The sequence below is a fragment of the Amycolatopsis sp. NPDC114504 genome (assembly GCF_055633595.1).
In genome coordinates, this window is record NZ_JBVKDU010000004.1 from 435,572 (window position 1) to 462,084 (window position 26,513).

Below are 26,513 nucleotides of genomic sequence, written 5' to 3' on the forward strand. Positions count from 1 at the left end.
TTCAGTCCGTCGCCACCTGGATGATCGTCTTGCCGGGACGGCGCCGCGGGCCGGCGAACGCGTCGGCCGTCTCGGCGAGCGGTCGGACGTCACCGACGAGGGGCTTGAGGCGGCCGTCGCGCACCCGCTGGGCCAGGTCCGCGAGCCGGGCACGGTCGGCTTCGACCACGAAGAAGACGGCGCGCCCGTCCTCCGGCCGCACCGTGGGCGGCTCGGCGATGGTCACCAGGGTGCCGCCGGGGCGCACGAGCGCGGCCGACTTCGCGAGGACGTCGCCGCCGAAGACGTCGAAGACCACGTCGGCCCGCTCCCCCGGATCGGCGTCCGGGGCCTGGAAGGCATGGGCGCCGAGGCCGAGCACGAGGTCGCGGTCGTGCGCCCGGCCGGTGCCGATCACGCGGGCGCCCGCCTCCCGGGCGAGCTGGACGGCGAGTGACCCCACGCCACCGGCGGCGCCGTGGACCAGCACGGTCTGCCCGGCGGTGAGCCCAGCGTGGTCGAAGAGTCCTTGCCACGCGGTCAGTCCGGAGATCGGCAGCGAGGCGGCGACGGTGTGGTCGATGTCGGCGGCGAGCGGCGCGAGGTTGCGCGCCTCGACGGCGGTGAACTCGGCCAGCGAGCCGTTGCGCGTCCAGTCGGCGAGGCCGAACACGCGCTGGCCGACGGTGAGCCCGGTGGTGCCGTAGCCCAGGTCGACGACGACACCGGACAGCTCGTGCCCGGGCACGCTCGGCGTGCGGTCACGGCCGGCGCGGTCGGTCCAGGAGGCGGGCCAGGTGAGCTCGCCGGGGGTGAAACCGGCGGCGTGCACCCGCACGACGACGTCGTTCTCGGCGGCGTGGGGGTAGGGCAGCTCGGTCAGGCTGAGCCCGCCGACGCCCGCGTCCCGATCAGTGGCGACGATGGCCTTCATGGCTTTCACGGTGTACTCCGATTCAGGTCGGCCAGGCTGAACCGAGCACGCGGTCGACGGTCGTCGTGCGCCGGAAGCCGGGGAGGAAGTGTTCGATGACGTCGGCGTTCACGGTGCCGTTGGTGGTGTCCGGGCGGTCCTTCTGGCCTTCGAAGTAGGCGGTCAGGAACTCGTTCTTGAAGTCGCCCCGCGGGTGCACGGCGAGGATCTCCCCCACCCGGTCGGTGTCCAGCTCACCGAGCCCGAACCCGACGACATCGGTGAGCACCCCGAAGTGCGTCCCGGCGACCTCCGGCCCCATGCGGCCGGGAATGCCGGGCGTGGTGTGCAGCGCGATCGCCGTCCACACGGTTTCGGCGGCCGCGGCGGAGAAGCCACGTTCGAGCAGGAACTTGCGCCCGTGGTCGGCGCCGTCGACCTCGAAGCGTTGCTCCACTTCGGAAAACGGCGTCGCGAGACCGGTGTCGTGGAACATGGCGGCCAGGTACAGCAACTCGGGATCCGGGGCGAGGCCAAGCCGTTCGGCATGGATCCGGCCGAAGAAGTAGACCCGGCGCGAGTGGTGGTAGACGAGCGGACCGGTCGTCTCCTGGAGTTGCCGCGTCGCCTCGGCGACCGCCGCGGTGTCGGGGACTTCGATGCCCGCGATGACTTCGGTCATGACCTTCGCCCTTTCTCTCAGGCGCCTGCAGGACCGACGGTAGACCGATGTTGAGTTACAGTCAACCTATGTAACGTATGTCGCAGGAGAGTCGGTCTCTGGGCATGCCACTGCCCGCGCCCGACTTTCGTCGAGCGCGGGCGGCGGCCTTCTTACTTCGTGGACGTGATGAAGTACACGACGATGCCGATCAACGCGAGAACTTCGGTCAGCACGAAGGTCGAGTACCCGATCGTCTGCAGTTTCCCTTTCGCTTCCGGCTGGCGGGCGGTACCATTGATGACGGCCGCGAAAATGAGGCCGACACCGATTCCCGGGCCGATCGCGCCCAGTCCGTAGCCGATGGCGGCGAGGCCGGGGTTGATGTTGGCAGTCTGGGCCAGAACAGCTTCGTTCATGGACATTCCCCTTCAGATCGTGGCACACCGAATCAAGAGAAACAGGCAGCTGCGTCGAAGAGAGGGATTTCACCGGAACCGATGGTTCGAACACGGCAAGGATATCACAAAACGGACGTCCGGAAACTGCACGGAATGCGTTACGGCTTTTCGCTCACAGCGAAGAGCGAAGAAGAGGTCAGTCCTCTTCGCCGGCCGCCGAGAGGAATGCCGCCAGGTCGTCCGTGAAGCGCAGCAGCAAGTCGTAGAACGCCTGGCGGTCCTTTGACGACCAGCCCGACAGCGCCTGGCCGAACCAGCCGAGGAGCGTCGAGACGTACCGGTCGGCCAGGTCGGCCCCCTCCGGGGTCAGCTCGACCAAGCGGGCGCGGCGGTCGTCCGGGTCGGCCAGGCCGTTGACGAGCTTGCGCCGTTCGAGCACGTGCAGGTGCCGCGTGACGTGGGGGCCGGCCACCTGCATCCGGTCCGCGATCTCGCCGACGCGCATCGCCTTGCCGGTCACGTGCAGGGCCAGCAGGATCGACAGCCCGGGCCGGTCGAGGTCGGCGCCGATCTGCTTCAGCGCGCGCTCCCCCAGGCCGCTGCGGTTCATCAGGTTGCCCAGCTGCACGAGCCGGGGCAGCACGGACCGCAGCTCGTCGCCGGCGTCGGTGGCGGCCATCACACCCCTTAGATAGCTAACTTAGGTATACAGTTGCGTCATGCCGCAGGTCTTCCCCGGCATTGTCGCACCCGCGACATAGATACCTAACTTAGCTATCGGGGGTCATCATGAACACCACACCACGGTCCGTGCTCATCTCGGGCGCGAGCATCGCCGGTCCCGCGCTGGCCTTCTGGCTGCGGAAGGCCGGGTTCGCGGTCACCGTCGTCGAGAAGTCCGCCACGATCCGGGAGGGCGGCTACCCGATCGACGTCCGCGGCACCGCCCTGGACGCCGCCCGGCGGATGGGGATCCTCCCCCGCCTGCGGGACCTGCACATCTCGTCGCGCCGGCTGACCTTCCTCGACACCGACGGCAGCGAGGTGGCTTCGCTGGAGCCCAACGCGATCGTCGGCGGTGTCGAAGGCGAAGACGTCGAGATCCGGCGGGGCGACCTGACGCGCACGCTGTACGACCTCGTGCGCGACGACGCCGACTTCCGGTTCGAGGACAGCATCGAGACCCTGACGCAGCACGACGGCGGCGTCGACGTCACCTTCCGCAGCGGCCGCCAGGACACCTACGACCTGGTTTTCGGCGCCGACGGCCTGCACTCGGCCACCCGCGGGCTGGTCTTCGGCGACGAGAAGCAGTTCCACCACTACCTCGGCTACAGCTTCGCCGGGTTCACCCTGCCCAACGACTTCGGCCTCTACCGCGAGGGGCTCACGTGGAGCACCCCGGGCAAGGGCGCGGCGCTCTACGCCGTCCTCGAAAGCAAGGAGGTCCACGGCTTCCTGGTCTTCGCCAGGACGGACCCGCCGATCGAGGCGTTCCGGGACCCCGAGGCGCAACGCGATCTCGTCGCGGCGACCTTCGCGGGCGAGGGCTGGGAAATCCCGCGCATGGTGGCGGCGATGCGCGAGGCCGACGACCTGTTCTTCGACGTCGTCAGCCAGATCCACCTGCCTCGGTGGACGGACGGACGCGTCGCGCTCGTCGGCGACGCCGCCCACGCGCCGTCGTTCCTGACCGGCCAGGGCACGAGCCTCGCCCTCGTCGGCGCCTACATGCTCGGCCAGGCCCTGGCCACGATCCCGGACCACACGGCGGCTTTCGCGGCCTACGAGAGCCGGGTGCGGGACTTCGTCGAACGCAACCAGGCCCTGGTGAGCGAAGGCAAGGCCACGCTGTTCCCGACCACGGCGGAGGCGCTCGAACAGCGCAACGCCGCACTGCGCCGGCTCACGGAAGCACCGGCGCCCGCGCCGCGGCCCGAGCACTCGGCGCTCACGCTGCCGGACTTCCCCGGCCGCTAGAGGTTCTTCAGCACGCTCGCCAGGATGATCGTCGCGCACACGACGCCGTTGACGATCCGGTGGTCCACGACGATGGCCGCGAACTCGCGCAAGGTGGCGCTCGGCCAGAAGTACCACGCCGTCGGGGCACCGATCACCTGGCCGTTCACCTTGACCTCGCGGGCGATCAGGGCCGCGCGCAGGACGTGGAAGTTGTTCGTCACGACGACGCAGCGGTAGCCCGGCTTCCGCGAGCACATCAGGCCGGCGCTGAACGCCAGGTTCTCGCGCGTGGTCCGTGACCGGTCTTCGAGCACGATCCGCTCGCGGGCGACACCGCGGCCCGCGAGGTAGTCCGCCATCGCGTGCGACTCCGGCCGGTCCTCCCCCGGCCCCTGCCCGCCCGAGGTGACCAGCAGCGGCGCGCGGCCCTTGCGGTACTCCGCTTCGAGGACCCGCCGCCCGCGGTCCAGCCGGCCGGCCAGCAGCGGCGGGACGTTCTTGCCACCCAGCAGGCCGGAGCCGAGGACCACGACGAAGTCGAGCGGGCGGCGGCTGCGGACGTGCCCGTAGACCAGCGAGTACAGCAGGAAGCAGACGAACAGGAACGACAGGTACGCGACGATCCCGTCGACGCTGTCGCGGACCGTTTCGAGGGGCGCCCAGCCGAGCTGCCCGACCACGAAGCCGAAGACGATCAGCGCCACGATGCCGGCCCCGGCGGCCAGCGACAGCAGGTTCGCCGGGCGCCGGCCTTCGCGGCGCAGCATCGTCACGCCGTTGCCGATCAGGAACACCGCGAGCACCACGATGGTGAGGGGAACCAACGCGAACAGCCCGAACGAGACGATCGCCGCGGCCTCCGGTGAGACCGACGCCAGGTGCGCGAGCGCCGCGAGACCGAAGAACGCGAGCGCGAAGAACAGGTAGAAACCGTTGCGCAGCTTGCGGCGGTCGAGCAGGAAGCTGACCAGGAAGACGGCGAAGCAGAAGACGGCCGCGCCGAGCAGGAGCAGGGCCGGGTTCACCCGATCTCCAGCCGGCGCCAGGTCGCGAGGAACGTCAGCGCCGCCGCGATCGACCCGAACGAGGCGAACGAGCTCGCCGCCAGGTAGACGACCCAGGCGTTGTCCCGCACGGTTTCCTCGTAGCCGTTGGCCAGCGACGCTCCGATGAGGACGGTGCCGAGGGCCAGGAACACCACGCCGCCGAGCGCGGCGACGGTCACGACGAGCACCCGCGGGATCCGGCGCGGCCCGTCGTGGTGGCGCACGGCCCCGCGCCGCGCCAGCCACCACGACGCCAGGCAGGCGAGCCCGAGCGCGACCGCGTCGGCGGCGAGGGTGTCGGAGAGCCGGTGCCACTTCGCCGTCACGGTGTACGCGCCGATGCCGACCGCCCAGGAGAGCAGCAGGAACAGCGTCACGCCGCGCCAGCGGTAGGGCATGACGAGCAGGGCGGCGAACAGCACGGTCATCGCGATCGTGGTGTGCCCGCTCGGCAGGCTGTTGTTCGCGTAGTGCCCGGTGAGCGGCACGAGCGACGGCCGGGGCAGTACGTACCGCTTGAGCACCTGCGTCACGAGCTGGCCGGCCACGATCACGCCCACGGCCGCGAAAGCGAGATCCCACCGCCGGCGCAGCAGGCCGACGACACCGACCAGCACGACCGCGACGGCCAGCGAGTAGACGGTGATCCGGCTCAGGCTCGCGTCGGCGACGTCCTGGTCACGCGCGGCGGCCTCGTCGGCTCCGCGCAGCGCGGCGTTTTCCAGCGCCTGGCCCGGAACGGTCCAGACGGCGAGTAGGTAGACGACCACCAGGACGAGGGCACACACGGCCGCGACGACCAGCCAGCGACGGGCGGGAACCAACCGGGACCTCCAACAGGTGTCGCGCTACTCCGAACAGAGTAGTTACCTGTTGTGGCCGGACGCACACCGAGGGTTCGCGGTCAGTGCTCCGGCCAGCGGACCTCGTCCGGGAAGGAGTGGAACTGACGCAGGTGCTGATCCTCCGTACGGCTCTTCAGCGGGAACTTGAACCGCGAGCCGTCCGGCCAGGTGAGCGTCCGCTTGCGGAAGCTGACCTCCGGAGCAGCCGTTCCCCGTGCCTCCCAGAGGACCTGCGGCTCGGGCGCGTCGGCCGGGTCCAGGTACGTCGAGCCGGTCTCCACCAGTGCCACCGATGTCGGTGAGCACACCAGCCAGGGCCCCTTCGCCCGCCGGAGCCGGTCGAGCGGCTCGAGGACCTGGGCGTCCGCCGGGCCGGTCACGTGGACCGCGCGCTCGCCCTTGCCGCCGCCGCTGCCGGCCGCGCTCGCCAGGTACGCGACGAAGCCCACCGCCGCGCCGATCCCGCGCGCGACGTTGCCGAGGGCCCGCAGCACCGGCTGCGAACCCTCGACCGTGCCGTCCTCGCGGCGGCCGGGGACGGCGTAGCGCAGGTCCGCGTCGCCCAGGCGCAGCACGATCACCGGCTCCCGCCAGTGCTCGCGCAGCACCGCTTCCACGCGCTCGCGGAACCCGGGGCGTACGTGCGTCCTCTCCTGCAAGGACTCCATACGCTCGCCGAACTCGACAGCCTTCCGCTCTAGATGTCCAAGTTCCGCCGAGTCTCTTCCGGACTCTGGTCCCCGCCGATCCCGCTCTTGTTCAACCACGGTTCGTCCTCCTCGGGGGTGACAGCTTCCTTGCCTTCGGTGAACGCCGTCTTGCCCGCGGCGATCCCGGCCTTCACGCTCGCGCCGGCGACCAGCGGGCTCGCGCCGACCGACGTGCCGAACATCGTGGTCAGCGCGCGGTTGCCGGGCGTGAACGGCACGCGGGCGGTGTTCTCCAGCGTGTCGAGGCCGAAGCGGGACTCGCCGGCGTACCGGCCGAGCCGGAACTTCCGGGTCATCTCCACGACCTTCGTCGAGTACTTCGCGAGGAACTCGATGAACGTGTCGAGCAGCTTGCCGAACTTGCCGAGGTAGCGGGTGACCTTCTGCAGCACGCTCGCGGCCTTGGCGATGGACGCCGTCATCGCCGCGGCGACCGAGCTGCCGAAGCTGATCACCGACGCGGCCAGCGCCGGCAGCCAGATGGTGATCAGCCAGGACACCAGCTCGGTGATGATCGCCTTGATCACCTCTTCGATGACCTGCATGACCATCGACCACATCTGCAGCACCTCGGCGACCGACCCGGCCGCCGAGCCGACGCCGCGGATGCCGGAGGAGAAGTCGCCGAGCGCCTCCTTGGCGGCCTTGCCCGCCTCGTCGACCCACTCGGCCAGCGCCGTGTCGCCGGTCTGCTCGAAGTCCTCGGCGAGCGCGACGAAACCGTGCGCGATGGTGCTGAAGTTCTCCGACGCGTGCCCGATGGCCGGCCCGTCGCCGGTGACCGCGTGCAGCGCGTCCTGCAGCGGCTGGACCAGCTCCAGCAGCATGTTCAGGCCGTGGCTGACCAGCCAGCCGATCGGGTCCATGGCGAAGGTGACCATGTCGGTCGCGGCACTGGCGACGAACCCCGCGCCGTCACCGACCAGCGCCTTGCCCGCCGAAGCCAGCTCCCCCACGCCGTCCGCCGACGCCGCCTGCTGGGCGTGCTCTGCGATCGACTTGCCGGACTTGTACAGCGTGCCGACCACCGGCGTGGTCTCGGCCGCGCGGTCGAGGTTGGCGCTCATGCTCTCGTCGTAGGGCTGGACGTCCAGCGCGTCGGCGATGCTCTTCTTCGGCTCGGTCACTTGCCCTGCTCCCCGATCGCGTCGATCTCCGCCTCGTACCGGCCGAAGGCGATCACGCCCGCTTCTTCGGTGCCGCGGTACATCTCGGCGGCCTTGGTCATCTTGGTGGTGAGGCCGTCGACGCCGTCCTTGAGCTCGCCCAGCAGCGACCGCAGCTCGCCGAGGCGGTCGGTGTAGCCCTGCTTGGCCCAGATCCCGACGACGCCCCAGGCCGTGTCGGTGACGTCGGCGGCGTCGATCTTGGCGCCGAACTTGTCCGCTTCCCCCTCGTAGAAGGGCAGCTGGCGCGCGTATCCGGAGATCGCGTCGATGTTGGTCTGGATTCCGTCTGACATCGCGGAAGTTCCCTCGGGTCTTTAGGAGCGGCGGAGGATCGGGCCCTGGTCGAAGTCGTCGTCGTCCCCCGGTGCGGGACGGCGTCGCGGCCGCGGCGCCTGCTGCTCCGACGCGGGTTCCGGCGCCGCGGTTCCGAACGCTTCGGCCTGGGCCTGCCGGACCTGCCCGCTGACGTCCACGCCGAGCTGGTCGCCGAACGCGTCGTCGACGATGCCGGCCTGCTGCTGGGCGGCCCCGGCCACGGCCTGGCGCAGGGTGGCCATGATCCGCTGGGCGAGCTGACCCGCTTCCAGGTGCATCGCGCCGGCGGTCAGCCGCAGGTCGGTGACGGTGCCGCCGGCCCCGGCGACGACCGTCACCGTGCCGTCCGGCGAGGTCACGGTCGTCTCGACCTGGGCGATCCGCTCCTGCATGTCGCCGACGCCCGCGAACCGCGCTTCGGCCTGGCGCACCTTCGACTGGAAGGTCTCGAACTGGGCGATCAGCTGGTCCATCTCGGCCGACATCGTCACTTCCTTCGCGGTGGGGAGCTTTGCCGGAGCATGACAGATCCGCAGCCGCGCCGCGGCATTTCGCCGGAATGCGAAGAACGGCTCAGCCGATGAAGCCCGCCGCCTTGAGCCAGTCGTGGGCCACCGTCGCCGGCTTCTGGCCGTCCACGCTCACCTTCTTGTTCAGGTCCGTCAGCGTCGCCGTGTCGAGCTTCGCCGCGATCGGGGTGAAGAGCTGCTCCAGCTGCGGGTACTTGCCCGCGACGCCGGACGCGATCGCGATGGCCGGGTTGTACGTCGGGAAGAAGTGCTTGTCGTCGTCCAGCACGGTCAGCTTCTGCCCGGCCACACGCCCGTCGGTGGAGGCGACCGAGCCGAAGCCGCACGGGTCGCCCTTGCCGATGCTCGTGTAGACGACGGCGTCGTTGAGCAGGTGCACCTGCGGGTCCGGCAGGCTGAACCCGTAGGTCTTGGCCAGGCCGGGGAACCCGTCGTCGCGGCTCTTGAACTCCGGGCCCATGCAGGTGGACGCCGCGGCCGGGTCCTTGTTCACCAAGGCCGCGTAGTCCGAGATCGTCTTCACGCCGGTCTTGGCCACCGTCGCCGGGTTGCCCGCGATGGCGTAGGTGTCGTTGGCCGGCGAGCGGGCCCACCACGTGACGCCGTTGGCGGCGTCGGCCTGCTTGACCGCGTCGTACTGCGCCTGCGGGTCGGCGATCGGCTTGGTCTGCTTGAGGTAGCTGATCCAGGCGGTGCCGGTGTACTCCCAGTACAGGTCGACCGCGCCGCTCGTGAGCGCCTGCCGGACGTTGCTCGAGCCGGTGATGTTGGTCTTGTCCTGCGGGCTCACCCCGGCCGCCTGCAGCGCGACGAGTGCGATCTGGCCGAGCAGCAGCTGCTCGTCGAACTCCTTGGAGCTGACACGGATCTGCGCGCCACTGAGCGCGTCGATCTTCTTGATGGACCCCTCGCCCACCTGGGCACCGGGCTGCTCCTTGCCGATCGTGCAGCCCGCGGCCAGCACCGTGACGAGCGCGAGAACAGCGGCAGTCGTGCGTCGCATGGGTCGTCCTCCTGGGATCGTGGTCGGCTTACGTTCCGCGCGGGTGCAGGACCTCCTCCGCGACCAGGCCCAGCCAGTCGGCGAACAGCGCCAGCGCGGCGACGACGATGCCGAAGGTCAGGCTCAGGATCGGGCGGTACAGCCCGATCCCGGCGACGAGCCCGCCGCCGAGACCGCCGCCGTCGATGAAGGTGGCGAGCGTCGCGCTCGCGACGGTGAGCACCAGCGCCGTGCGGATCCCGGCGAGGATCACCGGGACGGCCAGCGGCAGCTCGATCCGCCACAGGATCGCGGTCTTCGTCATGCCCATGCCGCGCGCGGCGTCGACGAGCGTCGGGTCGACGCCGTCGAGCCCGACCATCGTGTTGCGCAGCACCGGCAAGGTCGCGTAGACGACCAGCGCCGTCACCGCCGTCCCGGTGCCCGTGCCGATCCACAGCGCGAGCAGCACGACGAGCCCGATCGACGGGATCGCCTGGCCGAGGTTGCCCAGGCCCAGGCCGATCGGCCGGACCCACCGGGCGCCGGGGCGGGTCAGCAGGACGCCGAGCGGGAGGGCGATGGCGAGGGTGCACGCCGTCGAGATCAGCGTGAGCCACAGGTGCGCGCCCAGTTCGGCGAAGATCTCGCCGGCGTTGAGGTACCGCTGTTCGATCGAGTCGATCGGCTGCGCGCGCACGAGCAGGAAAAGCGCCAGCAGGGCGAGGGCGATGAGCACCGGGCGGACCAGCAGCCCGAGCCGGCGCCGGCGGGGCCGCGACGGCGCCGACGCCGTGGCCGGCTCGGTTTCCGCCGCGGCCGGCGGCGGTTCCCCGGCGGGCTGGAGGGCCGCCACCAGGCGGGGGACGTCGAGCGTCCGCCCGTTCACCGCGACCGCGGTGCTTCCAGTGCGCAACATCGTGTCCAGTGCGTCCCGCAAGGTGCCCTCGCGCGGGATCGGCGGCAGCCCGTCGGCCGGTGGCCCGAGGTCGAGATCGGCCACCGGGATCAGCGCGAGCCGCTTGAGGTTGCGCCTTGAGCCCACGAAGGACGCGACGTAGTCGTCGGCCGGCGCGGCGAGGATCGCCTGGGGCGTGTCGTACTGCGCGATCTCCGAACGCGGGCGCAGCACGGCGATCCGGTCGCCGAGCTTGAGCGCCTCGTCGAAGTCGTGGGTGACGAACACGATCGTCTTGCGCACGTCCCGTTGCAGGCGCAGGAACTCGTCCTGCAGCCGGGCCCGCGTGATCGGGTCGGTGGAGCCGAACGGCTCGTCCATCAGCATGACCGGCGGGTCCGCGGCCATCGCCCGCGCCACGCCGACGCGCTGCTGCTGGCCGCCGGACAGCTCACGCGGGTACCGCAGGCCGTGCTCGCGGGTCAGGCCGACGACGTCGAGCAGCTCCCGCACGCGGCCGGCGACGCGGCGCCGGGTCCAGCCGAGCACCCGCGGCACCACGCCGATGTTGGCGTCCACGCGCAGGTGCGGGAACAGCCCGATCTGCTGGATGACGTACCCGGTGTGGCGCCGGTGCTCGTCGACGTCGAGCGCCGTCACGTCGGTGCCGCCGATCGTGATCGCGCCCGAGGTGGGCTCGACGAGCCGGTTGATCATCCGCATGGTCGTCGTCTTGCCGCACCCCGACGGCCCGGTCAGCACGACGATCTCGCCGGCCGGGATCCGCAGCGTGAGACCGTCGACCGCGGGCCGCGCCTGCCCGGGGTAGAGCTTGCTGACCTCGCGCAGCTCGATCGTCTCGCCCGCGGTGCCGACGGTCTCCCCCGGCACCGCTTCGGGCAGGGAGCGGGGCCGCCGTCGCGTGGTCAGCATGCCGAGCACCACGAAGGCCAGGTCGAACAGCAGCGCCAGCACGACGATCCCGAGCGTGCCGGTCAGCACCTGGTTCAGCGAGTTGACCGCGCCGAACCGGCCGAGGCCGTCGAAGATCTCGTTGCCGAGCCCGGGACCCTTGACGTACGCGCCGATCGCGGCGATCCCGATCGTGATCTGCGTCGAGACGCGGATGCCGGAGAGGATCACCGGCCAGGCCAGCGGCAGCCGCACGCGCCACAGCACCCGCGCGCGCCCGAGTCCCATGCCGCGCGCCGCGTCCACCACGGCCGGGTCGACCCCGCGCAGGCCGACGATCGTGTTGCGCGTGATCGGCAGGAGCGCATAGAGCACCAGCGCGAACAGGACGTTCGTCAGCCCCAGCCCGAACGGGCCGATCAGGATGCCCAGCAGCGCGATCGACGGGATGGTCAGGAACGCCGCGGTCGTGGTGGTCGCCAATGAGCCGAGCCAGCGCCGCCGGTAGGTGAGCAGGCCGATCGTCATCCCGATCAGCACGGCCAGCGCCACCGCCGCGAGGGTGAGGTCCGCGTGGAGGATCGCGTCGTTGACGACGTCGATCCAGTTCTCGCGGAGGTACTCCGACAGGCTCAGACCGTGCTCCTCGGACGTCGCGGGGGCGGAAAGTCACCCCCAGCCCAACACGTCCGCGTGGTCCTGTCCACCGCCGGGTTGATCCTCTTGGCCGTATGCAACTCGTGGGTAGGTTGGTTAACCTCCGCCCGTGAGAATCCTGGGTGTCGTGCTCACCGTGCTCTCCGCGGTCGGTTTCGTGGTCGTTCCCGCCCCCGCCGCGTCGGCCGTGGGCGACCCGCCGGCCTTCGCCGGACCGCTCAGCACCCGCGGGCGGTACATCGTCGACGCGAACGGCGACCGCTTCAAGCTGAAGTCCGCCAACTGGCACGGCGCGAGCGGGACGTGGACCGGCTCGGGCGACGTCAACGACCCCGCGAACCACCACGCCGGCGAGATCGCCTACCAGACCCCGCTCGGGCTGGACCGCGCCTCGATCGACACCGTGATCGACGGGCTCGCGCAGCTGGGCCTCAACAGCGTCCGGCTGCAGTTCTCCAACGCGATGATCCACGACACGAGCGCGGTGCCGGACCTGCCGGCCAACCCGGGCCTGCACGGCCTGACGCCGCTGCAGGTGTACGACCGCGTCGTCGAGCGGCTCACCGCGCGCGGGTTCGCCGTGATCCTCAACAACCACACGACGACGTCGCGCTGGTGCTGCGGGCTCGACGGCAACGAGCGCTGGAACACCGCGCAGAGCGAGCAGCAGTGGCAGGACGACTGGCTGTTCATGGCCCGCCGCTACGCCGCGAACAAGCGCGTCGTCGGCGCCGACCTGTACAACGAGGTCCGCCGCAACACCTTCGACGACCCGAACTGGGGCTGGGGCAACGGCACGGACTGGCAGCGCGCGAGCCAGCAGGTCGCCGACCGCATCCTGACCGAGGCCAACCGCGACCTGCTGATCATCGTCGAGGGCATCAACTGGACCGGCATTCCCATCGACGGCTTCGCGCACGGACGGCCGACGCTGGAGCCCGCCCGCACGCTGTCGCACACGCTCATCGACTCCGGGAAGCTCGTCTATTCGGCGCATTTCTACGGCTACACGGGCCCGAACCACTCCGGCGCGACCGGCATCGGCGAAACGCACGACCCGCGCTACCGCGACCTCTCGCCCCAGGACCTGCGCGACACCCTGTACCGGCAGGCGTTCTTCGTCTCCGCGGAGACCGGGAAGCACTACACGGCGCCGCTGTGGATCAGCGAGTTCGGCGAGGGCCGGAACACGACCGACCCGGCGTCGCGCACCTTTTTCGAGAACTTCGTGAACTACCTCGCCGAGACCGACACCGACTTCGCCTACTGGCCCGCGGTGGGCTTCCAGACGAACGGCAGCGGCGACGGGTGGTCGCTGCTCGCGTGGGACGCCGCCGGCCACCGCATCGACGTCCTCGACGGCACCGACTGGCGCGGGCCGGCCTGGCAGCGGCTGGTGACCGCGCCGTCGCGCACCGGGCAGATCGCGCCGGCCGAGCACTGGTCGATGCTCAACCTGGACTACGCCGACTTCCAGGAGTCGCGCACGGTCCACGCGCTCGGCGACTGGGATCCGGGCGCGCGCAAGGGCGCCTGCCCCGACGGCCAGCGCCTCGCCGGCCTGGCGCACACCGGCGGCCGCGGGCTCTGCACCGGCACGCTGCCCACGCCGACGGCGTACACCACGGTCCGCGACGAGTCCTATGTGGACACCGACTGGGCGTCCGGGTACACCAAGGCGCAGTGCCCGCCGGACCACGCCGTCGTCGGCTACAGCGTCCGCGGCGCGGCGGTTTCGGCGGTGCTGTGCGGCCGCTCCCCCACGGCGCTGGGCCGCACCGGCCGCACGGTCTGGTTCGACCGCGGCGACAACCGCCCGGCCGGCGACCCGGGCGGAGACTTCGCTTCGGGCAACTACAAGGGACAGTGCGCGCCGGGCGAGTACGTCGCCGGGGTGGCGTACACGGGCCGCATCGGCTCGAACCGCACACCCGACGCGCTGCTCTGCCGCGGCTAGGGTCGCACGCCGGGAGCGCGCGGGCTGGGCCCTTCAGCCCACGCGGTTACGGAGGCGAACGATCCGCGACAGCGGCCGTCACGACGGGGACGTGAGGCGCTCCACGAGCATCCGCCGGACCTCGTCCGCCGTCTCGGCGCCGGCCGCTCGGGTGACCGCCTCGGTGACCGCCGGCACCAGCTCGGCGATCAGCTTGCCTTCGAGCGCGGCCGCGAGCTGGTCGGGGTCGACGGGGTGCGCCGAGCTGTCCGTGATGAGCTTCGTGACGGCGTCGAGCGAGGAGGCCAGCGCCGCGACCTTGGCGTCCAGGTCCTTGACGAACTGGCCGTAGCTGCGGCCGTCGGCGGTGTCGAAGACGTTGGCCCACATCAGCTGGTCGAAGTCGTAGTTGGTGAACGGCATGGCACGCTCCGGGTCTAGGTGGTTGGCGGTGTAGGACTCGTCGAAGTCGACGGCGCCCGCCGAGCCGGGCAGGCTGCCGCTGCTCGTGTACTGGTGGACGTCGTAGCGGCCCGGGTACCGGGCGGCACCGGGGGCTTCCGGGCGGGCACCGTACCGGGCGATCACGATGACCAGGTCCGGCACGTCCCACTGGTCCGGCCTCAGCGCGCCGGCGAACGACGCGTTCATGTAGACGGCCGGCCGGAGGCCCGCCGCCGCGACGCGCCGGCAGAACGCGGTCCCGAAGTCCCGCGCCCCGGCGTCCGGGCGGAACGGGGCCTCGAGGTCCAGCATCGGCGAGACACCCAGCGCGCCGAGCCGCCGGACCTCGCCGAGCAGCAGGTCGGCCTGTGCCTCCGGGCCCAGGGTGAGCTGGGCGTAGTGGTAGCCGCCGACGGGGATCCCGCGCGCCTTCGCGCCGGCCACGTGGGTGTCCGGCCGGTAGACCACGCCGCCCTCCGTGCGGGTGTAGGGCGCTCCCCCGTCGGAGACCTTGACCCACGCGAACGCGAGGTCGGTCACCTGGTCCCAGCGCAGGCCGCGCTGGTAGAACGGATGGACGTCGGTTCCCCTGGCCATGGTCGGTTCTCCCTTCGGATCACGTGCCGGTCATCGGCCCGGGTCGAGCGTGGCGACCGGGCACGTCGGCGCGACGGGCCACCGGTTGCCGGTCGAAACGATCGACGGCGGGAACCCGCCCGGTGCGCGTTGCGAGCACTGCAGCGATCGGGCGGCGCCGCGGGCGGAGTTCAGCGCGACGGTGACGCCGTGGAACGGTTCGGGCCGCGAATCCAGGCGGACGGCGGCGAAGTAGGGACTCGCGCCCGCCACGGTGTTGCCCGTGATCATCACGTCTTCGATCGGCCCGCTGATCCCCTGCAGCGTGATTCCCGAGCCGTCGGGAGCGGCGCCGGTGAACGTGATGTCGTTGTCGCGCACGCCGATCTCGCGCACCGAGTCGCCGTAGATCCCGTCCGCGTCGCCGTCCAGGGCGATCGTGTTGCCGGTGACCGTCACCTGGGCCGGGATCCCGCCGCTGTGCGGGGTGATCCGGATGCCGGGGCCGGACACGCCGTGACGCCGGATGATGTTGCCCGCGATCTTGTCGCCGGTGGCGACGTTCTGCGCGTCGACGACCCCGGCCCCGCTCACCGCGGTCACGTCGAACGTGTTGTCCGCGACGACGACGTCCTCGGTGCGGTACAGCGAAAGTCCCTTGCCACTGAAGGTGTTCCCGGTGATCGTCGCGTGCCGGTAGGACGTCAGCGAAGCGCTGAAGTTCACCGTCGAATCGGCGAAGGAGTTCCCCTCGAGCCGCAGGCCGTCGTCCCAGTCGCCGCCGGTGGCTTCCCCGTCGAAGGCGGTGTCGCCGATCTGCTCGCCGAAGTGGTTCCCGAGCACCGCCAGCGAGACCACGTTGCGCTGCACGCCGATTCCCGAGCGGGCGCAGCTGACGAACGACCCGCCCGCGATCGTCACGCGCTTGACCGCGGTGGCCGGGGTGTTGCCGAGCACCCGGATGCAGTCGCCCTTGCGCGCCCCCGGTGCCGACGGGTGGGCGAAGACGACGTCCCGCACGGTGACGTCGGTGACCGGCATCGAGCAGGTCCCGTTCGCCGTCGTGCAGACCCCGGAGCCGATCGCGATCGCGTGCGTCTGCTCGTCGGTGTTGGTCGCGCCGGAGGTGTCGATCATCAGCCGCTGGACGGTGACGTCGCTGGCCCCCGGGTCGAGCGACACCACCGCGACCGCGCCGGCCTGCTGGTCTCCCACCAGTTCGAGCACCGAGCCCGGCCCGGTGCCGGTGAGCGTCACGTGGGCACCGTGGGTGGACAGCGCGGCGAAGCGGTCGTAGGAGCCGACCGGCGCGCGGGACACCCGCCACCGCCCGCTGCCCAGGCACACCGTGCCGCCGCCCGCGGTGCTCGCCGCGTCGAGGGCGGCCTGGACGGGCGCCCGGTCGTCCACGCCGTCGTCCGGCACCGCCCCGAACGCCGCGGGGTCGAAGCACCCGCCCGCCCCGGAGCCGGCCTGGGGCACCGCGGCCGCCGCGGTGCCGATCGACAGTGCGGCGATCGCCGTGGTCACCAGCAGAGCCCGCCGTCGTATTCGTCTCATGCGTGCACCTCTTTCCTTCACCAGAACAAGATCCAGCGGTCGTCGAGCCGCACGCCGTGCCCCTGGTGGGTCACGCGGCGCTGGCCCGGCGCAAAACAACGGGAGCTGGAAATCCGGTGCCACAGCTCGGATTCCGTGAACAGCATCGTGCCGGTGCGGTAGGGCACCGTGATCGGCTGACCACCGCCCCGGCGGCCCGGCGGGGCGCCCGGCGCGTCGGCCTCCAGGTCCATGCCGCTGCCCCCGTCCGGCAACGCGAACGGCACGGTGAAGTTGACCACCGCGGTGATGTCGGCCAGGCGCGCGAACAGGGCCGGCACCTGCTTCTCCAGCGCGTCGATGTGCCAGCCGCCGCCCTCGAAGTCGCCGGGGCCCGCGAAGTCGAACAGGTGGAAGCCGGGGACCGCGAGCTCGTCGGCGTACACGACCGGCAGCCCGTACCGGTGTTCGAAGAACGTCGCGACCCGTTCGTGCACGAGGCGGAAGTGCTGATACAGCAGGCGGTTCTCGGCCCGCGCGCGAGCCGCGTAGTGGTCGAGGCGCGCGCGGTTGCGGTAGAGCGGCTCGCCGATCGTGGCCAGGCCCTTGCCTCCCTCCGTGCTCCAGCAGTCGTGGCGCAGCCCGGCCGGCACGCCGTCCACGGCGGCGACGACCTCGGCGACCTCCGCCGGGGTGAACAACTCGGCGCTGTGGACGCACGCGCCGCCGAACCTGATCTCTTCGACGTACTGGGTCGCCGTCATCGGGCATGCTCCTTGCACAACGCCGCCGCGGCCAGCAACCCGGCGATGGCCGCCGCGATCGGCTGGCCGGTGTGGGATTCGTAGTAGGTGAAGCCCGGCGACGGGTTCACTTCGAAGCAGTACCACTCGCCGTCCGGGGTGCGGCGCAGGTCGATGCCGGCGACCGGCAGCCGCAGCCGTCTCGACAGGTCGAGACAGCGGGCGGCGACCTCGGGCGGCAGGTCGGCCTCGGTGAGGACCGCGGCGGGATGACCTTGCAGGCGCGCGTAGCGGTAGTCGTCGGCGTCGCTATTCACCTCGGAGGCGAACAGCTCGGTGCCCACGACGTGCACCCGCACGTCGGTGCCCGGGACCTGGTTCTGGAACAGCGTCGGGCAGTTCGCCACGTCCGCCAGCCGGGCGGCATCGGCCGGCCCGACGCACCGCACCCGGCTGCGCACCCCGCTGGCCGACTTGACGATGACCTTGCCGTGCTGACGGACGAACTCCGCGACCCGGTCCGGATCGTTCGTGACGAGCGTCGCCGGCACGAGGAACCCGGCCGCGGCGATGGCCCGCAGCTGGTAGGCCTTGGACCCGTTGCTCGCGGCGGCTTCCGGCCGGTTCAGCACGAAGGCGGGAGTGCGATCGGCCCACCCGTTCAGCGCGAGGTCCACCCCGGCGGCGTGCCCCCACTGCGGCGACGACCGCGGCCGCGAGCGCAGGACGGAAAGGCGGGTGCTGTCGTAGGGGCGCACGTAGGCGGCCCGCACGCGGTCGAGGTCGAACTCCTCGTCGCCGGCGGTGACGGTGGTGCGGCCCCGCCGGCCGGCGTCGACCCGCACGGTGGTGTCGAGGACGCGCCGCTGGTCCAGGAAGCGGACGGGCGCGTCGAGCTGGCGCAGCTGGTCCAGGACGGCGGCGATCGGGTGGTCGCGGATCAGGCCCCACAGGAGGATGGTCATCCGGCCACCTCCACGGGATCGTCAACCGGAAGCAGGGCCGCGAGGGCATCGGCCACGCGCGGCTCGCCCTCGTCCGGCCGAGCCGGGATCTCCCGCAGCTCAGCGGGATCGCCGGCCGGAAGCAGGGCCGCGAGTGCATCGGCCACACCCGGCCTGCCCACCTCCACGAGGTCGCCGGCCGGAAGCAAAGCCGCGAGGGCATCCGCCACCGCGGGGTTGCCGACGTCCGGCCAGGCCGAGATGTCCCGCACCGCAGCGTCCGGCCCCGGACCGGACACCGCCGCCGTGAGCAAGGTCGTACCCGCCAGCCTGGCAAGTGCGCACAACCGCGCGCCGACTGCCGGGTGCACGTCACCGACGCACACCTCCCCGACCACGTGCGCCTGAACGCCGTCAACCCACTCCGGCACCCCGACCGGCGTATCGGCAAGGCCGAGCCGACGATGGACCTCGGCCCGCAGACCGACCGACACCGCCGCGTCCGCCCACTGTTCCGGCGACCACGCCGGGCCGTTGAGACTCCTCGGCCCTGGCGGGTTCAGCACCGGCACGGAACACGCGTCAAGCCAAGCCAGCAGGAACGCCGTCAGCTCGGCCGCCGCGTAGTCGCGGTCCACCGGGTGCACCCTCGCCAGGTCGGTGCGGGTGAGCCAGCCCAGCCGGTTCACCACCCCCGTCACCGGGATCGGTGTGCCCTCGGCGGTCGCCAGCTCCGTCTCGACCCCGCCGTCCACCGAGACGTCGAGGCGCCAGCACCAGTGGTGCAGCTCGGCGACCGTGACCAGCAGCGCCCGGCTCCCCCACCGCTCGGCCAGTGCGCGGGCGGAGACGTCGTGACCATGGGCGAGGATCAGCAGCATCAGTTGTCCTCGTCCGGGTCGGCCAGTGCCCGGCCGCCCACCTCGGGGCGGTCCTCCAGCGAGATGAACGTGCGCTCGTCACCGTCGTCGGGGTCCGGGTCGGGTGCCGGGGAGCCCGGCGGGGTGAGTCCCGTGAGCTCGGTGTTCTCCTTGTCCCCGTCCTTCGGGCTCTTCTCGTGCTCCTTGCCGTCCTTGTGCTCCTTGGGCTGCTCCTTGCTCTCCTTGTCGTCCTTGCCCTCCTTCTCCTTGCTCTCCTTGTCCTCCTTGGTCTCCTTGCCCTCCTGCTTCTCCTTGCCCTCCTTGCCTTCCTTGTCCTTGATGCCGTCGAGCCGCGCGTCGATCTGGGTGATCTTCACCTGCAGCTCCTGGACGACCCCGAACAGCTCCAGCCGCAGCTCCTTCATGCAGTTGCTGACGGTGCGCAGGGCCTCGGCGACGCCGGCGAGGTCGTCCTCGATCGCGTGGAACCGGTGGTTGAAGCCGAGCTCGGTGGGGGTCTCCCCGGCCTGCACGACCGTCACCCCGTCGATGAAGTCCGGGTGGACGAACCCGGGCTCGAAGTGGACCTCGCACTGCGGTGCCAGCTGCGGAACCTGGGTCTGGAACACGAACGGCGGGGTCACCTCCGCCGCGGCCAGGCCGGACGACCGGGCGATGGCCCGCCCCAGCACCGCGATGACGTCGTCCTCCGCCACGCCCGCGCCGCGCAGGGCGTCGACGATCGTGCGGGCCGGCACGCCGTAGACGTTCTGGTCTCCGCTCATGAGCTCTCTCCTTGTCCTGCCTGCGCGGAGCGCGCCAGGCGGTAGTGCCGGTAGGCCCGGGCGGCGGCGATGGTCAGGACCGTGGCCTTGCCGGAGCCGTCCACGTCGACGTGCCGCCGCCGGATCGCGAACGTGTCGGCCCGCACGCCGACGGGAGTCACCAGCTCCACGATGTTGAGCAGGTGCTCGTACTGGCGCAGGGTCAGCAGCACGCCGTCGGGCAGCGCCGGGCGCCATTCGTACGTGTCGTTCGCGCCGGTGTGCGGACCCACCACGCACGAGACGACGCTGATCCCGTCGTTGGCGACCGGGATGGTGACCGCGGCGCCCCGCCGGCCCGACAGCGTGGACGACTGCGTCCCGAGGCCGCGCACCTGCCAGCGGTGGACCAGGGTGTGCTCGCCGGCCAGGTTGCTGCCGGCGAGCGGGAGCCCCGCGACCCCGAACATCAGCGCGAGCGTCCCGGCGCCGGTGGCCAGCGCGACGACGCTGCTCGCGCCGGCCGCGGCGGCCGTGGTGAACAACGGGCTCAGCAGGGCGGGGTTCGCGATCACGGCGGCCGTGCGCGTCGCCCCGAGGTCGAAGAGCACGTAGTCGCGCGCGGACACGCTGCCCAGCTGCCGGACGAACGCGCCGACGTCGACCACCTTCGGCACGCCCCGGGCGCCCAGTGCGGCGTCCAGCCCGGCGACGGTGCTGGTCGGCCGGGCGCCGGCCAGCACCGCGGCGGGGTTCGCGACCGGGGTGAGCTGCGCGCCGGCGAGAGCGGTGATCACGGCGACCACCGGCACGTCGTGATCGGGGTCGGTGGCCGAGACGAGCCGGGCGGTCAGCGTCAGCGGGGCGTCACCCTCGTTGTCGGGCACGACGTCCACGACGAGCGGCCCCATCGGCGCGGTGCTGACGAACACCGTGCCGTCGGCGTCCCGCTCGACCGTGCGCAGGCCGCACGCCTTGAGCAGCCACGCCCCCGCCGGGTCCGCCGACCTCGGCTGGGGCACCAGGTTCGGGTCCTTCAGCTGGGTCGCCGCGCTGACGGCCGCGTCGAGCTGGGCGGCGACCGGCGCGGCGAGCTGGACGCCGAACCCGAGCTCGAACCGCGACCCGCCGTCGTTGTCCTGTCCTTTGAGGACACGGGGCCACGGCCGGGCGCCCAGCTGCCGGCACCGGTCGTCGAGCGTGGTCAGCGCTTCGGCGACGGCGGGCGCCACCGGCTGGAACGGCTGCACCTGCCAGGTGGCGAGCGCCGCGCGCCGGACGTCGACGCGGGCCACCTCGGCCGGGGGCAGGAGACGGTCGCCGTGGGCGTCGTCGCCTTCGGTGCTGCCCGCCGGCCAGACCAGGTGCACGCGCCGGATCGCGTTGAGCAGCAGCGCGATCGTGCCCGGCGAGCCGGGCGCGACCAGGCGCAGCGCGATCAGCTGCTGGTCGACCGACTCGTCGACGGTCACCGGGCCCGGCACGCCGACGTCGGCGAGGAAGCCGCCCGCGCCCAGCGCGGAGCCGATCCACGGCGCGCTGGGCAGCCGCACGCCCCGCAGGACCCGCAGCCGGGCCCGGTAGGACGCGTCGTCCTCGCGGGCGCCGGGTGGCTGGAGCGGACGGGTCGCCGGAGTCTGCTGGTCGGCGTCCCAGAACAGCTCGTCGGAGAACCGCGGGCAGGACAGGTCGGCGCCGACGCGGTCGAGCGCGGCGCCGCTCGCCACCTCGAGGGTCCGCATCGCGCGCAGCTGCCGCGCGGTGCGCCGGATCCGGCCCTTCTCGTCGAGCAGGACGGTGAGCAGCCGGCCGAGCACGCCCTGGACGAGGTCGAACCGGACCGTGGCGACCAGCTCCGCCGCGCTGAGCCCGGTGCCGAGCTCACCGCCGCAGATTCCGCGCACCAGCAGGGAAAACGGCGCGACGACGTCACCCTTGCCGGCGGCCGGGACCGCGGCCACCAGCGCGGTGCCCGCGGCGGTGTGCGGTGCGAACGTCACCACCGGAAGCGTTTGCGGGGTCCCGTTCCCGGACTTCAGGGCGAGCAGGATCGTCAGGCCTTGGACGTCCACATCGGACAGTACGGTGCACAGCACCAGTGCCTTGCTGGTCTCGATGTCGACGACGGCCTCGGCCTGCCCCGGCGGGCCGCCGGCCTTCAGCGTCAGCGGGTGTGGCGTGGCCGCCGGGGACAGCGGGCCGATCAGCTCGGCCGCCGCGGCGGCCAGCACACCGGCGCCGAAGCCGGCCGGGTCGAGGAGTGGGCTGGTCGTGGTCATCGCTCACCGCACCGTCAGTCGTTCGGGTGACTCGACGAAGACCGCGATCTCGTCGGCGCCGAGCGTCAGGTTCTCGTCGAGCGCGAGCACGTCCGGCTCGGTGTCGGACTCGCCGCCGGACCCGACGGTGTCGACCGGGAACGGGAAGCGGACGAGGAACAGGCTGGTGACGTCGACGACGCCGGGTTCCGCCATCATCGCCGCGGACAGCGCGGCGGCCCGCACCGGTTCCGAGAGCCCGAGCCCGTCGGCGACGCCGCGCAGCCGGGCCGCCAGCCGCTGCTTGAGCGCGAGCGCGCCGGGGCTGAGGTTGCGGCCGGCGACGGAGCCGGACGGCAGGGCCAGGCCCGAGGTCACCACGTCGGCCTGGATCGTGAAGAACACCTGCTCCGCGCGCACGACGTCGGGGAAGATCCCGACCGGGCGGACGTCCCGGATCGCCTGCTGCACCGCCGCGCGCAGGCCGGACGCGCCGTCCCAGACCGCGGCCTCGGTCGGCGCGACCAGGACCGTGATGAAGAACGGCGAAGACATGTCCCGGTCCGCGGCGAACAGCCGCTCGAAGAAGTTGAACTGGCCGAAGATCGACTGGGACAGGTCGAGCCCGCCCCACCCGTCCCGCACCGCGACCTGCCGCACGCCGGGCACCAGCGCCACGGTGGCCGCGATGGAGTCCGCCGTCCACACCGACCTCGGCGCGTTGAGCAGCAGCGCGCGGTAGCGGTCGTCGCCGAACTGCGCGTTGCCCCCGGTGAGCGCCTGCGTGTGCTGGACCCGGACCAGGCCCTGGCCGGTCAGCGACGCCCGGTCGGGGAAGCCGGCCGCCACGTCGGCCGCGAACATCGCGGCGAGCTTGGTGTCGGCGATCTCCCACCGGTCGATGCGCTGCGGGTGGACGCCGCCGGCGTCGGTGACGGCGGGGTCGAGGTTGCCGACCGGCCCCGGGTCGAAGCTCGTCACCGGCACGGACGCCGACGTCACGCCGGGGGTGAACTCGACCGCGGCGGCGAGCGCGACGCGGTGCCCGCCCGGCGTGGACAGCCGCGAACCGCGCGGCAGCACCAGTTTCGGCACCCCCGAGGGCAGTGCCTGCGCCAAGGTCAGCGTGACGGACCCGGTCGAGGTGAGGAACGGCCGGGGGATGCCGAGCTCCCCGCCGAGCTCGGAAAGGGCGCGACCGCGTGCGGTGCCGACGAAGCTGTCGTCGTACTCCGCGGCCAGCGCCGCCCAGGTCCGCGCGTCCTCGAGGGCGGTGACCTCCAGCAGCTTGCGCAGGACGCTGCCGCTCGAGAGGTCGATGGCCGGGTCGATCAGCTGCTGCGCGAGCGCGATCTTCTCGGCCAGCAGCCGGGTGAACGGCTTGGGCAGGAACCCCGCGTCGGTCACGCCGAAGGTGCCGCTGCCGGTGGACCTCGTGACGGAGTCGTCGACGGCCAGGACGTCGGTCAGGTCGATGCTGCTGTCGGAGCTCATGGCGTTCTCCCTGTGGTGCCGGACGCCACGACGCCCGGGGTGTCGATGGCGCCCCACTCGGCACCGGTGGCGAGGCCGCCGGTGGCCAGCGTCGCCGGGTCGCCGGTGATCGCTTCGAACGAGACGGTGATGTCGAAGGACCGCGAAGCCCGGCCTTCGGTCGGCGCCGGCGTGGTCAGGTCGACCACGCGGCGCACCCGGGGGTCGGCGGCCACCATCTCGATCACCGCGGCGCGCAGGCCTTCCCTGGCGAGCATCGGCGAGGTCTGGCGCACCAGCGGCGTCAGCCCGAGGAAGCCGAACCGCACGTTGAACGGGTCGCTGCCACGCAACGTGGTCAGCCCGATCGCGAGGTCCTGGCAGAGCGCGTCCACGCCCTCGACCAGGTCGAGGTTGACGCCGGTCGCCGTGGCGCGCAGCACCAGGTCGCGGGCGGTGTCCGCCGGGCCGGCCAGGTCGGCGCGCGGGCCGAACCCGAGCAGCTGGCGGCGCCGGACGGCGGAGTCGTCGCCCGGCGGGGGCGACGGGAGGGCAGCGGTCATGGTCGTTCCTTCACGAAGCGGTGAGCTTGGTCTGGCCTGCGGCGACCGTGACGGTCTTCGCCGGGTCCGGCGGCGGGGCGGCCGGTGGGTTCTCGGTGGTCGCCTGCAGCGCGTCGAGCAGCACGTGCGCGCCGCCGACGGTCAGCGACTTCGAGAACCCCTTGTTGGGTTCGGGGGCCGACGTCGTCTTGCACGGCGAGGGCGGGCCGCCCGAGGGAAAGAGGCACCCGGCGTAGGGGACGGGTGCGGCGGGTGCGGCTTCGGCGAAGAACAGCACGGCCTTGCCCTCGACCGTGAGCTTCGCGTCGGTGCTGGTCAGCGGGCGGACGCCCTGGTGCGCACAGGTGAACGCGCCGGCGATCGTGACAGGGAAGGCCATCAGCTCACGTCCATCGTTCCGCCGCTGAGCGCGACCTTGACGTCCTTGGCCTTGAGGTTGATCTGCCCGTCGCCCGCGTCGAACGTGATCGACGAGCCGGTGACCGACACGCTTCCGTCGGCCTGCAGCAGGATCCGCGCCGACGGGCCCGAACCGGGCTTGGTCTCGATCAGCACGCTGCCGGCCGGGCCGCCCGAGTCCGGGTCCGGCCGCGCCGGGACGTTCGTCAGGTTCGCGGGCTCGTCGACGACCCGCAGGACGAACCGCGCCGTCTCGATGACCCGGGTGCCCTTGCCGTCGATCAGGTCGTGGGTCGCGGGGCCGTCCGGCGGCTTTTGGTCCACTTCGGACGGTGCCGTGCCGTCGCGCGGCAGGTGTTCGGCCGCCACGACGTTCGCCGGCAAGGCCAGCCAGTAGTCGCCCGCCTCGGCCGCCGGACCGGCGTTCACCGCCCAGACGGCGCCGACGTCCACGTACTCCCCCGGCCCGCCCGCGCCGTCGACCAGCAGTACCCGGGTGGCCGGGTAGCGCGGCAGCACCAGGCCGAAGTTGCCCCACGCGAACGGGGTCGCGTACGGCACCCGGTGCGCCTCGGCCGGCACGTCCCGCGAGGTCGCGGCCCGCTGCGCGGTACTCCCCGAGCCGTCACCCGGATCGCGGGAGACCCAGAAGTCGCTGGTGTGCCGGGTGTCCGTGGCGCCGGCGGCCACGTGGTCGTGGACGAGACCGACGTGGGAGCGGGCCCGCTGGGCGACGCCGGCGGTGAGGTTGGCCGTCGCGCTGCGGAGGCTGACGGCGAAGGTGTGCGCCGGGTCCGCGGCCGGCTCGCCGATCGGCGGCGCCGCGCGGACTTCCGGCGCCGGGGTGCGGCCGCCGAGGTCCCACCCGTCGTCCCCGCCGGCCAGCACGAACGCCTTCGCGACCGTGACGAAGCCTTCCTCGCGGGAGATCCGGTGGGTGACCTCGGTGATCCGGCACCGCACCGGCGTCGGGTCGGGGGCGAGATCGCCGAAGGGCCGCGTGTTCAGCGAGCCGAGCAGGGTCGCGCCGACGCTCGGCGGCTCGACCTGCGGGAAGTCTTCCGGCGGCAGCTCGACGACGAGCGTGTCGCCCGGCTTCAGGTCCGGCCGCCCGAGCGTGGTCACCGACACCGTCAGCCGGGACTGCGGCGCGTCCGGCCGGTCGCCCGCCGCCTGCTCCCGCGCCCGCGGGGAACCCCGCTCGATCGAGAGCAGGCCGCTGTCGTCGTCGAGGTGACGGACCACCGGAAGCTGCGGTCCGGCGGCGCTCGCCCACACCCCGACGTGCAGGACGCCGTTGCGGATCAGGGCGAGCGGCTGGCCGTAGAGCCGCAACAGCTTGCGGGCCTGGTCGTCGAGCACCCCGGTCAGCGCCTGCAGGCAGGTGCCGTGCCGGACGGGGATCTCCACCGGGGCGAGCACCGTCGGCGGCGGCTGGAAGTCGGCGAGGCCGTAGTACCGGACCAGCCGCACCCCGGCCGTCTCGGCGATCGCGCCCACCGCCTCCTGCAGGCCGGGCTGCGGAACGGGGTCGACGTCGGTGCCGGACAGCCGGGCCGTCACCAGCTCGCGCCCGCCGGCCACCACTTCGAAGCGGCGGGGACCCGGGCGGCGCCACAGCCGGTCGACGCGGATGACGGCGACCAGGCTCAGCGGCGGCGGGTCGGGGGTGATCGCCCCGAGCGGGTGGTCGAGCCCCGTGAAGCGGGCCAGGTCGCCGGCCACCCCGGTCGGCGAATCCTTCCACCACAAGTAAAGCGACGCCGCCAGGTGCTGCTTCTCGCCGACGTGGATCTGCTGGTAGTCCGCGTCCGTCATGCCCTCGAACACGACCTCGTACGAGCCGCCGGTGAGGTCGGCGGGCAGCGCGGCCGAGACCGAGCCGGCGTAGGTTTCGCTGCCGATCGTGGCCAGCGGCTTCCCGGACTCCTCTTCGAAGAACACGACCGCCCAGGCGGGCACCGTGCCCGGCGTGACGTCGGGGCCTTCCGCGGTCGCGATCGGGGTGCTGAGGGTCATCGGTGACCTCCTTCG

General features: G+C 72.2%; 25 protein-coding genes. 2 read left to right on the top strand and 23 right to left on the bottom strand.

Going from position 1 to position 26,513, the window contains the following annotated elements:
- Position 1: 1 nt before the first annotated feature.
- The 4 genes from ACZ7PG_RS31845 to ACZ7PG_RS31860 all read right to left on the bottom strand — a co-directional run bounded on the left by ACZ7PG_RS31845 (position 2) and on the right by ACZ7PG_RS31860 (position 2,633).
- Positions 2-913 (bottom strand): NADP-dependent oxidoreductase, encoded by a 912-nt coding sequence (locus ACZ7PG_RS31845; protein ID WP_470242828.1) that lies wholly within the window; start codon positions 911-913, stop codon positions 2-4.
- Positions 914-935: 22 nt separating this feature from the next.
- Entirely contained in the window at positions 936-1,574 is a 639-nt protein-coding gene (locus ACZ7PG_RS31850; protein WP_470242829.1) for an HD domain-containing protein, read from the bottom strand.
- Between the two features lie 152 nt (positions 1,575-1,726).
- The gene (locus ACZ7PG_RS31855; protein WP_470242830.1) at positions 1,727-1,972 is read right to left on the bottom strand and encodes an ATP synthase subunit c family protein; all 246 of its coding nucleotides are present in this window, start codon (positions 1,970-1,972) and stop codon (positions 1,727-1,729) included.
- Between the two features lie 178 nt (positions 1,973-2,150).
- Entirely contained in the window at positions 2,151-2,633 is a 483-nt protein-coding gene (locus ACZ7PG_RS31860) for a MarR family winged helix-turn-helix transcriptional regulator (RefSeq protein ID WP_470242831.1), read from the bottom strand.
- Between the two features lie 110 nt (positions 2,634-2,743).
- Here ACZ7PG_RS31860 and ACZ7PG_RS31865 point away from each other — a divergent pair, with 110 nt between their 5' ends.
- Entirely contained in the window at positions 2,744-3,934 is a 1,191-nt protein-coding gene (locus tag ACZ7PG_RS31865; protein ID WP_470242832.1) for an FAD-dependent monooxygenase, read from the top strand.
- On the opposite strand, the gene ACZ7PG_RS31870 is transcribed toward ACZ7PG_RS31865, so the two are convergent.
- The 8 genes from ACZ7PG_RS31870 to ACZ7PG_RS31905 form a co-directional block, all read right to left on the bottom strand.
- Positions 3,931-4,941, bottom strand: coding sequence for a YdcF family protein (locus ACZ7PG_RS31870; RefSeq protein WP_470242833.1), 1,011 nt, complete (start codon positions 4,939-4,941; stop codon positions 3,931-3,933). The two genes, ACZ7PG_RS31865 and ACZ7PG_RS31870, sit on opposite strands and share 4 nt — an antisense overlap.
- Positions 4,938-5,786: a phosphatase PAP2 family protein gene (locus ACZ7PG_RS31875; protein ID WP_470242834.1), complete on the bottom strand. Its 849-nt coding sequence runs from the start codon at positions 5,784-5,786 to the stop codon at positions 4,938-4,940. Before ACZ7PG_RS31875 ends, ACZ7PG_RS31870 begins: the two co-directional genes overlap by 4 nt.
- A gap of 80 nt (positions 5,787-5,866) precedes the next feature.
- Complete coding sequence (locus tag ACZ7PG_RS31880; protein WP_470242835.1) at positions 5,867-6,475, bottom strand: hypothetical protein; 609 nt, start codon at positions 6,473-6,475, stop codon at positions 5,867-5,869.
- A 29-nt stretch (positions 6,476-6,504) separates the two neighbouring features.
- Positions 6,505-7,644 (bottom strand): hypothetical protein, encoded by a 1,140-nt coding sequence (locus tag ACZ7PG_RS31885; RefSeq protein WP_470242836.1) that lies wholly within the window; start codon positions 7,642-7,644, stop codon positions 6,505-6,507.
- Positions 7,641-7,979: a hypothetical protein gene (locus ACZ7PG_RS31890; protein WP_470242837.1), complete on the bottom strand. Its 339-nt coding sequence runs from the start codon at positions 7,977-7,979 to the stop codon at positions 7,641-7,643. Before ACZ7PG_RS31890 ends, ACZ7PG_RS31885 begins: the two co-directional genes overlap by 4 nt.
- A gap of 21 nt (positions 7,980-8,000) precedes the next feature.
- The gene (locus ACZ7PG_RS31895) at positions 8,001-8,486 is read right to left on the bottom strand and encodes a YbaB/EbfC family nucleoid-associated protein (protein WP_470242838.1); all 486 of its coding nucleotides are present in this window, start codon (positions 8,484-8,486) and stop codon (positions 8,001-8,003) included.
- A gap of 88 nt (positions 8,487-8,574) precedes the next feature.
- Positions 8,575-9,534, bottom strand: coding sequence for a glycine betaine ABC transporter substrate-binding protein (locus ACZ7PG_RS31900; RefSeq protein ID WP_470242839.1), 960 nt, complete (start codon positions 9,532-9,534; stop codon positions 8,575-8,577).
- Between the two features lie 28 nt (positions 9,535-9,562).
- Positions 9,563-11,875 (bottom strand): ABC transporter permease subunit, encoded by a 2,313-nt coding sequence (locus tag ACZ7PG_RS31905; RefSeq protein WP_470242840.1) that lies wholly within the window; start codon positions 11,873-11,875, stop codon positions 9,563-9,565.
- Positions 11,876-12,098: 223 nt separating this feature from the next.
- Here ACZ7PG_RS31905 and ACZ7PG_RS31910 point away from each other — a divergent pair, with 223 nt between their 5' ends.
- Positions 12,099-13,937: a glycoside hydrolase family 5 protein gene (locus ACZ7PG_RS31910; RefSeq protein WP_470243652.1), complete on the top strand. Its 1,839-nt coding sequence runs from the start codon at positions 12,099-12,101 to the stop codon at positions 13,935-13,937.
- A 78-nt stretch (positions 13,938-14,015) separates the two neighbouring features.
- Here the strand turns inward: ACZ7PG_RS31910 and ACZ7PG_RS31915 are convergent, their stop codons facing one another.
- From ACZ7PG_RS31915 to ACZ7PG_RS31965, 11 genes are read right to left on the bottom strand one after another with little or no spacing between them, the layout of a single operon-like run.
- Positions 14,016-14,957, bottom strand: coding sequence for a glycoside hydrolase family 25 protein (locus tag ACZ7PG_RS31915; protein WP_470242841.1), 942 nt, complete (start codon positions 14,955-14,957; stop codon positions 14,016-14,018).
- A 30-nt stretch (positions 14,958-14,987) separates the two neighbouring features.
- Entirely contained in the window at positions 14,988-16,496 is a 1,509-nt protein-coding gene (locus ACZ7PG_RS31920) for a right-handed parallel beta-helix repeat-containing protein (RefSeq protein ID WP_470242842.1), read from the bottom strand.
- 17 nt (positions 16,497-16,513) lie between these two features.
- Complete coding sequence (locus tag ACZ7PG_RS31925) at positions 16,514-17,239, bottom strand: hypothetical protein (RefSeq protein ID WP_470242843.1); 726 nt, start codon at positions 17,237-17,239, stop codon at positions 16,514-16,516.
- On the bottom strand, positions 17,236-18,183 hold the full coding sequence (locus ACZ7PG_RS31930; protein WP_470242844.1) for an ATP-grasp domain-containing protein: 948 nt from the start codon (positions 18,181-18,183) through the stop codon (positions 17,236-17,238). The genes ACZ7PG_RS31925 and ACZ7PG_RS31930 overlap by 4 nt, the downstream gene beginning before the upstream one ends.
- On the bottom strand, positions 18,180-19,043 hold the full coding sequence (locus ACZ7PG_RS31935; RefSeq protein ID WP_470242845.1) for a hypothetical protein: 864 nt from the start codon (positions 19,041-19,043) through the stop codon (positions 18,180-18,182). Before ACZ7PG_RS31935 ends, ACZ7PG_RS31930 begins: the two co-directional genes overlap by 4 nt.
- Positions 19,043-19,807: a hypothetical protein gene (locus ACZ7PG_RS31940; protein ID WP_470242846.1), complete on the bottom strand. Its 765-nt coding sequence runs from the start codon at positions 19,805-19,807 to the stop codon at positions 19,043-19,045. Before ACZ7PG_RS31940 ends, ACZ7PG_RS31935 begins: the two co-directional genes overlap by 1 nt.
- Complete coding sequence (locus ACZ7PG_RS31945; protein ID WP_470242847.1) at positions 19,804-22,065, bottom strand: hypothetical protein; 2,262 nt, start codon at positions 22,063-22,065, stop codon at positions 19,804-19,806. The genes ACZ7PG_RS31940 and ACZ7PG_RS31945 overlap by 4 nt, the downstream gene beginning before the upstream one ends.
- Before the next feature lie 3 nt (positions 22,066-22,068).
- Complete coding sequence (locus ACZ7PG_RS31950; protein ID WP_470242848.1) at positions 22,069-23,538, bottom strand: hypothetical protein; 1,470 nt, start codon at positions 23,536-23,538, stop codon at positions 22,069-22,071.
- Complete coding sequence (locus ACZ7PG_RS31955) at positions 23,535-24,080, bottom strand: hypothetical protein (protein ID WP_470242849.1); 546 nt, start codon at positions 24,078-24,080, stop codon at positions 23,535-23,537. The genes ACZ7PG_RS31950 and ACZ7PG_RS31955 overlap by 4 nt, the downstream gene beginning before the upstream one ends.
- A gap of 10 nt (positions 24,081-24,090) precedes the next feature.
- Positions 24,091-24,459, bottom strand: coding sequence for a hypothetical protein (locus ACZ7PG_RS31960; RefSeq protein WP_470242850.1), 369 nt, complete (start codon positions 24,457-24,459; stop codon positions 24,091-24,093).
- Positions 24,459-26,498 carry a hypothetical protein gene (locus tag ACZ7PG_RS31965; protein ID WP_470242851.1) on the bottom strand — a complete coding sequence of 680 codons (2,040 nt, stop codon included), beginning with the start codon at positions 26,496-26,498 and terminating at the stop codon, positions 24,459-24,461. The genes ACZ7PG_RS31960 and ACZ7PG_RS31965 overlap by 1 nt, the downstream gene beginning before the upstream one ends.
- Positions 26,499-26,513 lie beyond the last annotated feature (15 nt).

Excerpts from the sequence above, each read along its gene's own strand:
- ACZ7PG_RS31845 (WP_470242828.1), bottom strand. The coding sequence starts at position 913 with ATGAAGGCCATCGTCGCCACTGATCGGGACGCGGGCGTCGGCGGGCTC.
- ACZ7PG_RS31850 (WP_470242829.1), bottom strand. The coding sequence starts at position 1,574 with ATGACCGAAGTCATCGCGGGCATCGAAGTCCCCGACACCGCGGCGGTC.
- ACZ7PG_RS31855 (WP_470242830.1), bottom strand. The coding sequence starts at position 1,972 with ATGAACGAAGCTGTTCTGGCCCAGACTGCCAACATCAACCCCGGCCTC.
- ACZ7PG_RS31860 (WP_470242831.1), bottom strand. The coding sequence starts at position 2,633 with ATGGCCGCCACCGACGCCGGCGACGAGCTGCGGTCCGTGCTGCCCCGG.
- ACZ7PG_RS31865 (WP_470242832.1), top strand. The coding sequence starts at position 2,744 with ATGAACACCACACCACGGTCCGTGCTCATCTCGGGCGCGAGCATCGCC.
- ACZ7PG_RS31880 (WP_470242835.1), bottom strand. The coding sequence starts at position 6,475 with ATGGAGTCCTTGCAGGAGAGGACGCACGTACGCCCCGGGTTCCGCGAG.
- ACZ7PG_RS31890 (WP_470242837.1), bottom strand. The coding sequence starts at position 7,979 with ATGTCAGACGGAATCCAGACCAACATCGACGCGATCTCCGGATACGCG.
- ACZ7PG_RS31895 (WP_470242838.1), bottom strand. The coding sequence starts at position 8,486 with ATGTCGGCCGAGATGGACCAGCTGATCGCCCAGTTCGAGACCTTCCAG.
- ACZ7PG_RS31900 (WP_470242839.1), bottom strand. The coding sequence starts at position 9,534 with ATGCGACGCACGACTGCCGCTGTTCTCGCGCTCGTCACGGTGCTGGCC.
- ACZ7PG_RS31915 (WP_470242841.1), bottom strand. The coding sequence starts at position 14,957 with ATGGCCAGGGGAACCGACGTCCATCCGTTCTACCAGCGCGGCCTGCGC.
- ACZ7PG_RS31920 (WP_470242842.1), bottom strand. The coding sequence starts at position 16,496 with ATGAGACGAATACGACGGCGGGCTCTGCTGGTGACCACGGCGATCGCC.
- ACZ7PG_RS31925 (WP_470242843.1), bottom strand. The coding sequence starts at position 17,239 with ATGACGGCGACCCAGTACGTCGAAGAGATCAGGTTCGGCGGCGCGTGC.
- ACZ7PG_RS31930 (WP_470242844.1), bottom strand. The coding sequence starts at position 18,183 with ATGACCATCCTCCTGTGGGGCCTGATCCGCGACCACCCGATCGCCGCC.
- ACZ7PG_RS31935 (WP_470242845.1), bottom strand. The coding sequence starts at position 19,043 with ATGCTGCTGATCCTCGCCCATGGTCACGACGTCTCCGCCCGCGCACTG.
- ACZ7PG_RS31940 (WP_470242846.1), bottom strand. The coding sequence starts at position 19,807 with ATGAGCGGAGACCAGAACGTCTACGGCGTGCCGGCCCGCACGATCGTC.
- ACZ7PG_RS31945 (WP_470242847.1), bottom strand. The coding sequence starts at position 22,065 with ATGACCACGACCAGCCCACTCCTCGACCCGGCCGGCTTCGGCGCCGGT.
- ACZ7PG_RS31950 (WP_470242848.1), bottom strand. The coding sequence starts at position 23,538 with ATGAGCTCCGACAGCAGCATCGACCTGACCGACGTCCTGGCCGTCGAC.
- ACZ7PG_RS31955 (WP_470242849.1), bottom strand. The coding sequence starts at position 24,080 with ATGACCGCTGCCCTCCCGTCGCCCCCGCCGGGCGACGACTCCGCCGTC.
- ACZ7PG_RS31960 (WP_470242850.1), bottom strand. The coding sequence starts at position 24,459 with ATGGCCTTCCCTGTCACGATCGCCGGCGCGTTCACCTGTGCGCACCAG.
- ACZ7PG_RS31965 (WP_470242851.1), bottom strand. The coding sequence starts at position 26,498 with ATGACCCTCAGCACCCCGATCGCGACCGCGGAAGGCCCCGACGTCACG.